The 13,966-nt window shown below is 67.4% G+C and carries 12 protein-coding genes and 3 tRNA genes; 2 read left to right on the top strand and 13 right to left on the bottom strand.

Going from position 1 to position 13,966, the window contains the following annotated elements; genetic code table 11:
* Positions 1-48: 48 nt before the first annotated feature.
* Both JC881_RS29390 and JC881_RS29385 read left to right on the top strand, forming a co-directional pair.
* Positions 49-843, top strand: a complete 795-nt coding sequence (locus JC881_RS29390) for a 2-keto-4-pentenoate hydratase (protein ID WP_198789316.1) — start codon at positions 49-51, stop codon at positions 841-843.
* Positions 844-851: 8 nt separating this feature from the next.
* Positions 852-1,739, top strand: coding sequence for a LysR family transcriptional regulator (locus tag JC881_RS29385; protein WP_198789315.1), 888 nt, complete (start codon positions 852-854; stop codon positions 1,737-1,739).
* Between the two features lie 28 nt (positions 1,740-1,767).
* Here JC881_RS29385 and JC881_RS29380 read toward each other — a convergent pair whose 3' ends face one another.
* The 13 genes from JC881_RS29380 to gltX all read right to left on the bottom strand — a co-directional run bounded on the left by JC881_RS29380 (position 1,768) and on the right by gltX (position 13,966).
* A complete protein-coding gene (locus tag JC881_RS29380; RefSeq protein WP_198789314.1) occupies positions 1,768-2,676 on the bottom strand; it encodes an NAD(P)-dependent oxidoreductase in 909 nt (302 codons plus the stop codon).
* A gap of 4 nt (positions 2,677-2,680) precedes the next feature.
* The gene (locus JC881_RS29375) at positions 2,681-4,132 is read right to left on the bottom strand and encodes an aldehyde dehydrogenase family protein (RefSeq protein ID WP_198789313.1); all 1,452 of its coding nucleotides are present in this window, start codon (positions 4,130-4,132) and stop codon (positions 2,681-2,683) included.
* A 22-nt stretch (positions 4,133-4,154) separates the two neighbouring features.
* A complete protein-coding gene (locus tag JC881_RS29370) occupies positions 4,155-5,555 on the bottom strand; it encodes an amidase (RefSeq protein WP_198789312.1) in 1,401 nt (466 codons plus the stop codon).
* 4 nt (positions 5,556-5,559) lie between these two features.
* Entirely contained in the window at positions 5,560-7,053 is a 1,494-nt protein-coding gene (locus tag JC881_RS29365) for an ABC transporter substrate-binding protein (protein ID WP_198789311.1), read from the bottom strand.
* Between the two features lie 41 nt (positions 7,054-7,094).
* Positions 7,095-7,907, bottom strand: a complete 813-nt coding sequence (locus JC881_RS29360) for an ATP-binding cassette domain-containing protein (protein ID WP_198789310.1) — start codon at positions 7,905-7,907, stop codon at positions 7,095-7,097.
* The gene (locus JC881_RS29355; RefSeq protein ID WP_198789309.1) at positions 7,904-8,893 is read right to left on the bottom strand and encodes an ABC transporter ATP-binding protein; all 990 of its coding nucleotides are present in this window, start codon (positions 8,891-8,893) and stop codon (positions 7,904-7,906) included. Before JC881_RS29355 ends, JC881_RS29360 begins: the two co-directional genes overlap by 4 nt.
* A 3-nt stretch (positions 8,894-8,896) precedes the next feature.
* Entirely contained in the window at positions 8,897-9,781 is an 885-nt protein-coding gene (locus JC881_RS29350) for an ABC transporter permease (protein WP_198789308.1), read from the bottom strand.
* Entirely contained in the window at positions 9,778-10,728 is a 951-nt protein-coding gene (locus JC881_RS29345; RefSeq protein WP_198789307.1) for an ABC transporter permease, read from the bottom strand. Before JC881_RS29345 ends, JC881_RS29350 begins: the two co-directional genes overlap by 4 nt.
* A gap of 32 nt (positions 10,729-10,760) precedes the next feature.
* Positions 10,761-11,840, bottom strand: a complete 1,080-nt coding sequence (locus JC881_RS29340) for a tartrate dehydrogenase (protein ID WP_198789306.1) — start codon at positions 11,838-11,840, stop codon at positions 10,761-10,763.
* A gap of 311 nt (positions 11,841-12,151) precedes the next feature.
* Positions 12,152-12,228, bottom strand: a tRNA-Asp gene (locus JC881_RS29335).
* Between the two features lie 69 nt (positions 12,229-12,297).
* Positions 12,298-12,373 (bottom strand) — tRNA-Glu (locus JC881_RS29330).
* Positions 12,374-12,429: 56 nt separating this feature from the next.
* A tRNA-Ala gene (locus tag JC881_RS29325) sits at positions 12,430-12,505 on the bottom strand.
* A 72-nt stretch (positions 12,506-12,577) separates the two neighbouring features.
* Positions 12,578-13,966 carry a glutamate--tRNA ligase gene (gene gltX, locus JC881_RS29320; protein WP_198789305.1) on the bottom strand — a complete coding sequence of 463 codons (1,389 nt, stop codon included), beginning with the start codon at positions 13,964-13,966 and terminating at the stop codon, positions 12,578-12,580.

Here is a 13,966-nt window from a genome sequence, read left to right as displayed (position 1 = left end):
AGCGTGACATGGCTGTGACCGCCGCCCCATCGCATGTAGACTGATTCGATGACCCCCGAAGCCGTACTCGCCCACTACGACAAGGCCGCCCCGTGGCCTTCGGACCGCCCCACGCTCGGCCGCACCGACGTCGCCGCCGCCTACCAGGACGCGCTCGCGCTGCGTGCCCTGCGGCTGCAGCGCGGCGAGCGGCCGGTGGGCTACAAGATCGGATTCACCAACCGCACGATCTGGCAGCGCTACGGCGTGTTCGGGCCGATCTGGGGCCCGGTCTGGAACACGACGCTCACGCGCTGCGACGGGCATGGAACCGTGGACCTCACGGGCACCGTCCAGCCCCGCATCGAGCCGGAAATCGTCTTCGGCATCGCCGCGACGCCGCCGCGCGATGCCACGCTGGCGCAGGTCTTCGACTGCATCGAGTGGCTCGCGCCGGGTTTCGAGATCGTGCAGTCGCACTGCGACTGGAAATTCACCGCCGCGGAAACCGTGGCCGATGGCGCCTTGCATGCCCGCCTGCTTGTCGGGCGCGAGACGCCGGTTCGCCAGTTCGCGCGCAACGGCGTCGAGCTCGACGACAAATTGGCGGCCACGCATCTCAAGCTGCTCAAGGGCGATGCGACGATCGACGAAGGCACCGGCGTCAACGTGCTCGACGGCCCGCTGCATGCGCTCCACCACTTCGTGCAGGAACTGCAAAGCTGCCCCGGCGCGCCCGCGCTGCAGCCCGGCGACGTGGTCACCACCGGCACGTGGACCGACGCCTGGCCCATCGTGCCCGGCGAAACCTGGCGCGCCGAGTTCGAGGCCCCATTCGATTCGCTCGACATCACCTTCCGCTGAACGGATCGATGCGGCCCGACCTCGACTCCCTCGCGCTCTTTTTGAGCGCGCTCGAATCCGGCAGCCTCTCGAAAGCGGCCGAAGAACATCACCTCGTGCTGTCGGCCGCGAGCCGGCGCATCCGCATGCTCGAGACCGAGTTCGGTGTGCCGCTCTTCCAGCGCACCTCCAAGGGCGTGACGGTGACCGGCGCGGGCGAGTCGCTGGCGATCCACGCGCGGCTGATCCTGCGCGACGTCGACCGCATGCGTGCCGACCTCTCGGACTACGCGCAGGGCGCGACCGGCCGCGTGCGGCTGCAGGCCAATGCATCGGCGATGGGCCAGTTCCTGCCCGACGACGTGGCGAGCTTCCGGCGCAGCTATCCGGAAATCCGCGTCGATGTGGAAGAGCACCGCAGCGTGTGGATCGTGCAGGCGATCCGCGACCGGCATGCCGACGTCGGCGTGATCACCGGCGACACCGCGGACACGACGCTCAATTTCATTCCGTACCGCATGGACAGGCTGGTGGCCATCGTCCACCGCAAGCACCCGTACCGCAGCCGTGAGGTGTCGTTCGCGGAGCTGCTCGATTTCGATTTCGTGGGCCTGGAGAACGACTCGGCCATCGCCCGCACCATCGAGGATGCGGCCGTCGCCGCGCGCAAGGTGCTGCGCCTGCGCGTGAAGGTCAAGAGCTTCGAGGCGGTGTGCCGGATGATCGAGGCCGGCATGGGCGTGGGTATCCTGCCCGAGGGCGCCGCCGCCACCTACCGCAAGGAAATGGGCCTGCGCTTTCTGAACCTGTCGGACGCGTGGGCGTCGCGCCGCATGTACCTGTGCACGCGGCAGGAGACGCTGACGTTTCCGCAGCGCCGCCTGGTCGATCACCTGCTCTCGCGCTACGCGCCTTAGCGCCGTATCGCGAGGTGGTGCGGGCGCCTTACTTCTTCAGCGCTTCGACCAGGTCGAGCACCATGCGGTCGGGACCGAAGGTGTCGATGCCCTGGGTCAGCAGCTTCTCCACGGCTTGCGCAATGCCATGGCTCGCCGACGATTGCTGCGCCATGTCGTTGTAGTAGCCCAGGTCCTTCTTGGCATTGGCCATCGAGAACTTCAACGAATCGGTGCTGCCGGTCAGCAACTTGGGCTTGACGCGTTCCAGCGCCACGCCGTTGCCGCCGCCCTTGGCGAGCACGTCCACGAACACATCGGGCGCCACGCCGGCGCGCTCCGCGCAGGCAGCCGCTTCGCACAGCAGCGCCACGGTGCCGAGCGAGACGAAGTTGTGCAGCAGCTTCATTGCATGACCGGCGCCGATGCCGCCCACGTGCGTGATGTTCTCGGCAAAGCAGCGCAAGAGCGGCAGGCACGAGACCAGCACTTCGGCATCCCCGCCCACCAGCAGGTTGAGCCGGCCTTCGGCGGCCTCCTTGGCGGTGCGCGTCATCGGCGCATCGAGGAACTTGCCGCCCTGGGCCTGCACGGCCTCTGCGACCTTGGTGGTGGAGTCGGGCACGGCGGTGGAGCAGTCGATCACCACGGTGCCGGCGCGCAGGCTGGCGAGCGCGCCCCCCTTTCCATCCTTGCCCAGCATCACGGCTTCGACCTGCGGCGAGCCGGTGACGCAGAGGATCAGCACATCGACGTCGGCAGCCAGCGCGGTCACGTCCGACACGGCCGTGGCGCCGGCCGCGAGCAGCGCGCCCACGGGCTGGTTGCCGGGGTGGTCCAGGATGGTCAGCTTGTGGCCGTGCTTGACGATGTTCTGCGCGATGCCGCTGCCCATCAGGCCGACGCCGACCAGGCCGACGCGGCGGGGCGCTTGTGCTTCTTGTGCGTTCGTGTTCATGGGTTCATCCGTGTTTGATGGCGATCGTCTTGAGGGTCGTGAAGCCTAGCAGGGCTTCGAAACCCTTCTCGCGGCCGAAGCCACTCGACTTGACGCCGCCGAACGGCAGCTCCACGCCGCCCGCCGCGCCGTAGTTGTTGATGAAGACCTGCCCGCAGTGCAGCTTGTTCGCCACGCGCAGCTGGCGGCCACCGTCGCGCGTCCAGACGCCGGCCACCAGGCCGAAGTCGGTGCCGTTGGCCAGGCGGATCGCCTCGGCCTCGTCGGCGAAGGGCATCACGGCCAGCACGGGGCCGAAGACCTCGCGCTGCGCGAGTTCGCTGTCCGCAGGCACATCGCGGAACAGCACAGCCTCCTGGTAGTAGCCGCTGGCCGAAGCGTTCGGCGAGACGGTGCCGCGCGCGGCCACCTTCACGCCGTTCGCCTCGGCGGTCGCGACCATGTCGCGCACCTGGCGGAACTGCTTTTCATTGATGAGCGGGCCCATGTCGAGGTCGTCGGCGGGCGGCCCCGAGCGCACGGCCGCAAAGCGCTCGGCCAGCCGTTTCACGACCTCTTCGTACACCGATTGCTCCACCAGCACGCGGCTGCCCGCCGAGCAGGTCTGGCCAGCGTTCTGGATGATCGCGTTGAGCAACACCGGCACGGCCGCGTCCAGGTCCGCATCGGCGAACACCAGCTGCGGCGACTTGCCGCCGAGCTCCAGCGTGACGGGGCAATGCCGCTCGGCCGCCGCAAGGCCGACGCTGCGGCCCGTGACGGTCGAGCCGGTGAACGAGATGTGGTCGATGCCCGGGTGCGCGCACAGCGCGGCGCCCGCCTCCTTGCCGTAGCCGGTCACCACGTTGAGCGCGCCCGCGGGAAAGCCCACCTCGGTCGCGATCTCCGCCAGGCGCAGCAGCGAGAGGCTCGCGTCCTCGGCCGGCTTGACCACGCAGGCGTTACCCGCCGCGAGCGACGCGCCCACGCTGCGGCCCGCGATCTGCATCGGGTAGTTCCAGGGAATGATGTGCCCGGTCACGCCGTGCGGCATGCGCACAGTCAGCACCGTGTAGCCGCGCTCGTAGGGCAGCGTGTCGCCGTGCAGCTTGTCGCAGGCGCCGGCGTAGTACTCGAAGTAGCGCGCGAGCGCGGTCGCGTCGTTGCGCGCCACGCGCAGCGCCTTGCCGGTGTCGCGCGCTTCGAGTTGTGCGAGCTCCTCGTGGTGCTGCATCACCGCAGCGCCGAGCTTGGCCAGCAGGCGGCCGCGCTCGAGGGCGGTCATCGCGCCCCAGGGGCCGTCGAAGTTCTCGCCCATGGCCTTGCGTGCGGCGCGGACGGCGGCGTCCACGTCGGCGGCGGTGCCGCGTGCGATTTCGCCGAAGCGCTGCCCGTCGCTCGGGTCGATCACGGCGATGGTCTCGGTGCCCTGCGAGGCCACGCGGCCGCCGTCGATGTAATGCGTTGCTGCTGTCATCTTGTCTCTCTTTGCGTTGGGTTCACTGGAGTTCGGGCCAGGGCTTCTGCGCGTCGCGGATGAGTTCGAAGGCGCGGCTGAACTGCAGCACGCCCAGGTCGTCGAAGCGACGGCCCGCCACCTGCAGCCCGATGGGCAGGCCCGCGTCCGAGTAGCCGCAGTTGACCGACGAGGCCGGCTGCTCCGACATGTTGTAGGGCACCGTGAAGCCGATGTGCTCCAGCGAGCGTAGCGGGTCGTTGGTCGGCGAGGCGTGCTCCGCGGGCGCGGGCATGTTGGGCGACACCGGCGAGATCACGAAATCGAAGCCCACGGTCGCGGCGACGGTGGCCGCGCGCGTGGCGACGAACTGGCTGTAGGCGTCGAAGATGTGCGCGCCCGAAAAGCCCGCCGCGCTCTCGGCCCAGGCATCGATGTAGGGCAGCATCTTCGCGCGGCGCTCGGGCGTCATGGCGCGCAGGTCACCCAGCGACCGCATGCGCCAGAAGTGGTCCATGCCCTGCAGCATCTCCGGCGTCATGAAGGGTTTCATCTCCTCGACGTGCGCGCCGGCCGCCTCGATCTTCTTCGCGGCGGCGAGCACCGCCTTGCGGATCTGCGGATCGAGCGGCAGGCCGCACCCTGCGTCCATCAGGAGGCCCACGCGCTTGCCCGCGAGAAAGGACGCATCGACGTCGAAGGCCAGCCAGTCGATGACCGGCGGCGGCAGCTCGGAGTAGTCGCGGCTGTCGGGCTGGGCGACGGACTGCATCATCAACGCGGCGTCTTCCACCGTGCGCGTCATCGGCCCGGCGCAGCGGCCCATGTAGGGCGTGCTCAGCGGGATGCGGCCGAAGCTGGGCTTGAGCGTGAAGATGCCGCACCAGCTCGCGGGCAGGCGCAGCGACCCGCCGATGTCGGTGCCCGCATGCAATGGGCCGTAGCCCGCAGCAGCGGCCGCACCGGCGCCCGCGCTGGAGCCGCCCGGCGTGCGCGACAGGTCCCACGGGTTGCGCGAGAGTTCGTGAAAGGTCGAGAGGCCCGACGACAGCATGCCGACGTCGGGCATCGTGGTCTTGGCCACGAGCACCGTGCCGTCTTGCTTCAGGCGTGCGGCCGGCGGCGAATCGTCCGCCATCGGCACGAGGTCGTAGGCCGCGGTGCCCAAGGGCATCGGATCGCCCGCGGTCGCAAGGTTGTCCTTGATGGTGACGGGCACGCCGTCGAGCGCGCCGCGCGGCGTGCCGGCCAGCCAGCGCGCTTCCGAAGCACGCGCCTGCTCGAGCGCGAGTTCGGGGCGGAAGAGCCAGGTCGCGTGCAGCTTCGGCTCGAGCGCGGCGATGCGCTCGTTGACCGACTGCACCACCTCGACCGGCGAGAGTTCCTTGCTGCGGTAGGCCGCGCCGAGTTCGGCCGCCGTCAGCGAATACAGGGGCTTGGTCATGGCATCAGCTCCAGGAAATGGCGGCCAGGTCGTTCACGATGATCGGCATGCTGGCCCACAGGCCCTTGACCTCCTTGCGCGCGATGGTGGGAAGCACCGCCTGGTAGAGAAAGCCGTTGACCGCATCGGTCGCCAGTTGCCGCTGCGCCTCGGCCAGCAGGTCGGCGCGGCGCTTCTTGTTCTCCTCGTTCTGGATCGCGACGAATGTGTCGCGAAACTTCTTCGAGTCGTAGCCCCAGTAGTAGTCGGGCTCGGTGTACTTCACCAGGTCGAAGGGCTCCACGTGCGCGACCATCGTGAGGTCGAAGTCGTGCGCGCCGCCGAAGGTGCCGCTCAGCCACTGCGCCCACTCGACGTTCTGGATCTTCACGTGGATGCCGATCTGCGCGAGCTGCGCGGCGATCATCTCGCCGCCCTGGCGTGCGTACGAAGGCGGCGGCAGCGTCAGGCGCAGCTCCAGCGGCGTCTTCACGCCGGCTTCGGCCAGCAGGCGCTTGGCCTTCTCGATGTCGTAGGGGTTCATCGCGGTCGTGTCGATGAAGCCCGGCGCGCCCATCGCGTAGTGGCTGCCGATGGGCTTGCCGAAGCCGTCGGCCGCGCCCTGGATGATCGTGTTGCGGTCCAGCGCCGCCAGGATCGCGCGGCGCACGCGCACGTCGTCCAGCGGCTTCTTGCGGTTGTTGATGGTGAGGATCACCTTGCCGCGCGTGCCCACCTCCAGCACCTGGAAGCGCGGGTTGCCCTTGAACTGCGCGACCGAGCGGGTGCCCGCGCGCGGGAAGATGTCGATGTCGTTGGCCATCAGCGCTGCGGTCTGCGCGGCCGTGTCGGACATGAAGCGAAAGACGAACTTCTCGACCTTCGCAAGGTTCGGGTCGCGGTACGTCGGCGACTTCACCAGCGTGCACGAGGCGCCGCGCTGCCAGGCGGCCAGCTTGTAGGGGCCGGTGCCCACAGGTGCGGTCGCATTCGTCTCGGCGCTCTTGGGCTCGACGATGCAGGCGGTGGATTGGCCGAGCATGAACGGCAGGTCGGGGTTCGACAGCGTGCTGTTGACGCCGACGGTGTACTCGTCGAGCACCACGGTGCCGATCTCGCTGAAGAAGCGCTTGTCCTTGTTCGTGCTCTTGGCGCCGCCGGCGCGGTCGAACGAGAACTTGACCGTGCCAGCGTTGAAGGGCTGCCCGTTCTCGAAGCGCACGCCGCGGCGCAGCTTGAAGACGAAGGTCTTCATGTCGGGCGACGACGACCAGCTCTCGGCGAGCATCGGCGTGACCGAGCCGTCGGCGTTGACCTTGGTGAGCGTCTCGAAGATGTTGTATTGCGTGATCTCGGCAATGGCCGACGCGGCGCCCGCGGTCGGGTCCAGGCCCGGCGGCTCCAGCGGCATGCCGATGCTCAGCATGTTCTTGCCCGTCTGCGCCTGCGCGAGCGGGAGAAAGGCGCCCGGGATTGCCGCGGCCATGGCGGTGCCCATGAGGGTGCGTCGCTTCAACATTCGTTATCTCTCCAGAAGTAAGGGAAACGACCCCGCGCGGCTCAGGCCGCGGGCGTCTGCAATACGGCGGACAGCAGCGTCCGCGTGTAGGGGTGCTGTGCGTGGCGGAACAGGTGGCCCGGCGCGCCCTGCTCCACGATCCGGCCCTTGAAGACGACGGCGACGTCGTCGCACAGGTGGTTGACCACCGCGAGGTCGTGGCTGATCAGGAGGTAGCTGATGCCGAACTGCTGCTGCAGGTCCTGCATGAGGTTGAGCACCTGGGCCTGCACCGACACGTCGAGCGCGCTCACGGGCTCGTCGGCGACGATGAGCTTGGGGCGCGTGATGAGCGCGCGCGCGATGGCGATGCGCTGTCTTTGTCCGCCCGAGAACTCGTGCGGATATTTGTCCATGTCGGTCGTGCGCAGGCCGACGGCTGCGAGCGATTCGGCGGCGCGTTCGCGTTGCTCTTTGCGCGAGACTTCGGCCAATGCTTCGAGCGGTTCGGCGACGATGCGTGCGACGGTCTGGCGCGGATCGAGCGAACCGTACGGGTCTTGAAAGACCATCTGAAAATCGCGGCGTGCGGTGCGCAGTTCGCTCTTGGGCAGTGTGTGCAGGTCGCGCCCGAGCAGCTTCACGCTGCCCGAGGTGGGCGTGTCGAGCGCCATCACGAGGCGCGCGATGGTCGACTTGCCCGAGCCCGATTCACCGACGATGCCCAAGCTGCGCCCGGCTTCGACCTTGAAGCTCACGCCGTTGAGCGCCTTGACGGTCGGTGGCGGCGCAAAGAGTTTTTCGCGCGGCAGGTCGTAATGCCGCACGAGGTCGGTCACCTCCAGCAGCGGCTGGGATGTGGCGGACTTGCTCATGCCGGTACAGCGCTTTGCGCCGCGATTTCTTCGAGGCGAAGGCAGCGCACGGCATGGCCGCTCGGCTTCATCGCCAGCGGCGGCTTCGTCGTGTAGCACATGTCGGCCGTGAAGCTGCAACGCCCTGCGAACGCGCAGCCACGCGGAAGGTCCACGAGCTCGGGCACGCTGCCGCGGATGGTGGCCAGCCGGCCCGTGCGCGGCGCACCGAGCACCGGCCGTGCCGCGAACAAGCCGCGCGTGTAGGGATGCGCGCGCTCGGCGAACACGGCCTTCGTCGGCCCGCCCTCGACCATGCTGCCGCCATACATCACGAGCATGCGCTGCACGCTGTTGGCGATCACGCCGAGGTCGTGCGAGATCAGGATCAGCGCCATGCCCATCTCCGCGACCAGGCCCTGGATGAGGTCCAGCACCTGCTTCTGGATGGTCACGTCGAGCGCGGTGGTGGGCTCGTCGGCAATCAGCAGGTCGGGGCCGCAGGCCAGCGCCATCGCGATGCCGATGCGCTGCCGTTGCCCGCCGGAGAACTGGTGCGGATACGCATCGAGACGCGAAGCCGCATCGGGAATGCCCACGCGCTCCAGCAGGCCCAGCGCCTCCTGCCGCGCTTCCGCTTTGGAGAGCCCGCGGTGCAGCCGCAGCGGCTCGCCGACCTGGCGCGCGATGGTGTGCACCGGGTTCAGCGCGGTCATCGGCTCCTGGAAGATCATGCCGATGCGGTTGCCGCGGATCTGGCACATCGCTTTTTCGGGCAGCCCGACGAGCTCCTGCCCGTCGAGGCGAATGCTGCCGCCGACCTTGGCGCTCGAAGGCAAGAGGCCCATGAGCGACATCACGGTGATCGATTTGCCGCAGCCCGATTCGCCCACGATGCCCAGCGTTTCGCCGCGCTCCAGGGAAAAGGAAATGCCGCGCACCGCTTCGGCCGGGCCGCGCTGCGTTTGCAGGCCGATGCGCAGGTCGTTGACTTCGAGAAGAGGCATGGTTCAGCGGGCCCGTGCAAGGCGCGGGTCGAGCAGGTCGCGCAGACCGTCGCCGAGCAGGTTGAGGCCCAGCACCGCCAGCGCGATCGCCATGCCGGGGAACACGGCCAGGAGCGGCTGCTGGAACATGAGCGTCTGCGCCTCGCTGAGCATGCGGCCCCACGAGGGCTGCGGCGGCTGCGTGCCGAGGCCGAGGTACGAGAGCGCCGCTTCCGCGAGGATCGCGATGGCGAAGCGGATGGTGATCTGCACGATCAGCACGGCCGAGATGTTCGGCAGCACGTGCTGGAACGTGATCGAGAAGGAGCCCTTGCCGCAGGCGCGCGCCGCCGCGATGTACTCGCGCGACCAGATCGCGTTGGCCGAGGCCCGCGTGATGCGCGCGAAGGTGGGGATGTTGTAGATGCCGATCGCGACGATGGCATTGACGATGCCGGCGCCGAACACGGCCGTCATCATGATCGCCGAGAGGATCGCGGGGAACGCGAGCGAGAAGTCGGCGAAACGCATGATCGCCTCTTCGACCCAGCCGCGCCGGGCGGCGGCCAGCAGGCCGAGTGCCGTGCCGACCACGAGACCGATGCCGACAGCAATCACGCCCACGAGGATGGAGGCGCGCGCACCCACCAGCAGCAGCGAGGCCACGTCGCGCCCGAAGGCGTCGGTGCCGAGCCAGTGCGCGGCCGAGGGCGCCTGCATCTTGTTGGCCATGTCCATGTCGTAGGGCGACCACGGAGTCCACACGAACGAGACGAGCGCGGCGACGAGCAGCAGCAGCGCGAGCACGGCGCCGATGACGAAGCTGCGGTGGTGCAGCGCGCGGCGCCAGAAGCCCGGCACGGTGAGCGCGGCTGCGTTGGGAACGTTGGGAGCAACGATGGCGTTCATATGTCGCTCGCCTTGATGCGTGGGTCGATCACGGCGTACAGCACGTCGACCACGAAGTTCACGATGACCACGAGCGCCGCGAGCAGCATCACGCAGTTGCGCACCACGACGAGGTCGCGGTTGCTGATGGCCTGGAAGATCAGCCGGCCGAGGCCCGGCAGGTAGAACACGTTCTCGATCACGATGGTGCCGGCGAGCAGTTCGGAGAACTGCATGCCCATCACGGTGATGACGGGGATCATCGCGTTGCGCAGCACGTGCAGCCACAGCACGGCACGTTGCGACACACCCTTGGCACGCGCGGTGCGCACGAAGTCTTCGCGCATCACTTCGAGCACGGCCGAGCGCGTGATGCGCGCAAGGATCGCCGCCTGCACCACCGCAAGCGACAGCGCGGGCAGCAGCAGCGATTTCACGCCACTGAACACGCCCTCGCCCCACCCGTCGAAGCCGCCCGCGGAAAACCACTGCAGCTTCACCGAGAACACCAGGATCAAGAGGATCGCGAACCAGAAATTCGGAATCGCGATGCCCACCTGCGTCATGCCCATGAGGCCCACGTCGCCCATCTTGTTGTGGCGCGCCGCGGCCGTCACGCCGACCACGAGCGCGAGCACCGTGGTCAGCGTCATCGCGAGCACGGCCAGCGGCACGGTGAGCGCGAGGCGTTCGAGGATGAGGTCGAGCACCGGCGAGCCGTAGGCGTAGCTGTCGCCCAGGTTGCCGGTGAGGATGCCGCCGATCCAGTGCCAGTAGCGCGTCCACGCGGGCTGGTCCAGGCCCAGCTTCGTGGCGAGTGCAGCCACCGCGTCGGGCGAGGCGTCGGGCCCCATGAGCATCTGCGCGGCGTTGCCGGGCAGGATCTCCAGGACCAGGAACACGATGACCGACGCGCCGATCAGCGTGCCGACCAGCGTTGCCAGGCGCTTGAGCAGGAAGAGGCCCATCTAGCTGCCCCTGGGCCTCGCGTTGGGGCGGGTCATGCAATGCAGCTGGCGACGGCGCGGCCCACGTCGACCGTGCTCGCCGTGCCGCCCATGTCGCGCGTGCGCGGGCCTTCGCCCAGCACGGTTTCGACGGCCGAGATCACCGCGGCCGAGGCCTGTGCGTACACGGGGTCGCCGTTGCCCAGGTGATCCAGCATCAGCGCGGCCGACCAGATCTGGCCAATCGGGTTGGCGATGCCCTTGCCCGCGATGTCGGGCGCCGAGCCGTGCACCGGTTCGAAGAGCGAGGGGAACGCGCGCTCGGGGTTCAGGTTCGCCGATGGTGCGATGCCGATCGTGCCGGTGCATGCCGGGCCGAGGTCCGAGAGGATGTCGCCGAAGAGGTTGGAGGCCACGACCACGTCGAACCAGTCGGGGTGCTGCACGAAGTGCGCGCACAGGATGTCGATGTGGTACTTGCTCGTGGCGATGTCGGGATGGCGCTTGGCCATCTCGGCCAGGCGCTCGTCCCAGTACGGCATGGTGATCGCGATGCCATTCGACTTGGTCGCCGCCACGAGGTTCTTGCGCGGGCGCTTGCTCGCGAGTTCGTAGGCGTACTTGAGGATGCGATCCACGCCGTGGCGCGTGAACACGGCCTCCTGGATCGCCATTTCGCGCGGCGTGCCTTCGAAGAGGCGGCCGCCGACGGAGGTGTACTCGCCTTCGGTGTTCTCGCGCACGACGAAGAAGTCGATGTCGCCGGGCTTGCGGTGCGCCAGCGGCCCGGGCACGCCGGGCATCAGGCGCACGGGGCGCAGGTTCACGTACTGGTCGAACTCGCGGCGGATCTTGATGAGGAGGCCCCACACCGCGATGTGGTCGGGCACCTTGTCGGGCGCACCGACGGCGCCGAAGTAGATGGCGTCGTGGCCCTTGATCTGGTCGTCCCAGTCGGCCGGCATCATGAGGCCGTGGCGCACGTAGTGGTCCGAGCCCCAGTCGAAATGATCGAAGCTGAAGTCGATGCCGAACTTGCGGCTCACGGCCTCGAGCACGCGAAGGCCTTCGGGCATCACCTCGACCCCGATGCCGTCACCCGGGATGACGGCGATTCTGTGTTTTCGTTGCATCGGATACCTGCTTGAAGACTGTTTCACGAACAAGTCTAGAAGCAGGTGGCGTGCCACCGGATGGGGGTTCGCACGTACTTTGTCTTGCCATTATCAGAAGGCTCGACGGCACGACTCAAGAGCTAGATGGCACTTCCTGGCGGAGAGAAATGCGCCATCACCTTCTAATTTCGCGAAGGCTTCGGGCTCGGAAGAAGCGAGCTTGAACTGCTTTGAGTGCGGTGATTTCCAGGGTCGACGCGCTCGATGCATGTGGCGGACCCGGAAAGTGAAAAGCCCCTGCAACTCATTGAATTGCAGGGGCTTCTGACTGGCGGAGTGGACGGGACTCGAACCCGCGACCCCCGGCGTGACAGGCCGGTATTCTAACCAACTGAACTACCACTCCTGGTAGACAACGTTCACTCCTTGCGGAGCCAAGTGCTGACGACTTGTGCCTGCTTCACTTGCATGAAACTGGCGACCCTACGGGGATTCGAACCCCGGTAGCCACCGTGAAAGGGTGGTGTCCTAGGCCTCTAGACGATAGGGTCAAAACCTTAGGAACCGTGCTGCGATCAGCACTTATCTTCTTCTCGACACTTTTTGATGGTGGAGGTAAACGGGATCGAACCGATGACCTCTTGCATGCCATGCAAGCGCTCTCCCAGCTGAGCTATACCCCCATTTGACTTTCAGGTTCTTCTTTTCAGAATTACCGTGTGTCGGTGTCGAGCCTCAAATTATAGACCGAAAAATCAGGCCCTTTTCAAACGCTCCACAACTTTTTCGCGAGAAAAGAGTGCGAGCACCGAATCGAGGGATGGCGTCTGCGGTGTTCCCATCACGAGGACGCGAACCGGCATGGCCAACACGGGCATTTTCACAGAATGCGCGGCCAGAACTTCCTTGATGGCCGCGGCGATCGAAACTTTTTCCCACGTCACGTCCGCGAGCTTCTCTGCGAGCGTCGCGAGGACGGGCTTCACCGCATCGGTGACGTGCTGCGCGCGATCGGCATCGCTCGGCGTCACGTCGGTGTAGAACGCGGCGGCCCAATCGGCCAGCGCGACCGTGGTTTCGCAGCGGTCCTTGAAGAGCGCGCAGATGGCCGTGAGCCGGTCGTCCGCCTCGATGCCGCGCTTCTTCAGTTGCGCGGCCACGAGCGGCGCGAGTTCCGCATCGGCCTTCGCCTTGATGTACTGCGCGTTGACCCACGCGAGCTTGGCCGCATCCCATTGCGCAGGGCTCTTGGACAGGTGCGAGCCGTCGAACCAGCTGACCATCTGCTCACGCGTGAAGAGCTCGTCGTCGCCGTGGCTCCAACCCAGGCGCGCGAGGTAGTTCAGCATCGCTTCGGGCAGGTAGCCGTTCTCTTCATAGGCGGTGACGCTCACCGCGCCGCGGCGCTTGGAGAGCTTCTGTCCGTCGTCGCCCAGGATCACCGGCACATGGCCGAACTGCGGCAGCGGTGCGCCGAGCGCGCGGAAGATGTTGATCTGCCACGGCGTGTTGTTGATGTGCTCGTCGCCGCGGAACACGTGCGTGATGTTCATGTCCCAGTCGTCGACCACGACCGCGAAGTTGTACGTGGGCACACCGTCGGGCCTCAAGATAATGAGGTCGTCGATCTCGCGGTTGTTGATGGTGATCTCGCCCTTGACGAGGTCGTTCCACGTCACGTCGCCTTCGGGCGGATTGCAGAAGCGCACCACCGGCGGCACGCCTTCGGGCACGGGCGGCAGCACCTTGCCCGCCTCGGGGCGCCAGCGACGGTCGTACAGCGTCTTCTCGCCGCGCGCACGTTGCGCTTCGCGCATCTCGTCGAGCTCGGCCGGTGTGCAGTAGCAGTGGTAGGCCGTGCCGGCCGCGAGCATCTGCGCGATCACTTCGCGGTAGCGCTCCAACCGTTGCATCTGGTAGATCGGGCCTTCGTCGTAGTCCAGGCCGAGCCAGTGCATCGACGCGAGGATCTGGTCGGTCGAGTCCTGCGTGGAGCGGGCCACGTCGGTGTCCTCGATGCGCAGCACGAATTCGCCGCCGTGGTGGCGCGCGTACGCCCACGAATAGAGCGCGGTGCGGGCCGTGCCCAGGTGAAGAAAGCCGGTGGGAGACGGAGCGATGCGGGTGCGAACTTTGCCGGTCAT

Origin of the sequence: Variovorax sp. IB41 (genome assembly GCF_016405905.1) — a bacterium.
Taxonomy (GTDB): domain Bacteria; phylum Pseudomonadota; class Gammaproteobacteria; order Burkholderiales; family Burkholderiaceae_C; genus Variovorax.
The sequence above is the reverse complement of the archived record's forward strand: the minus strand, read 5'-3'. Positions and strand labels throughout refer to the sequence as shown.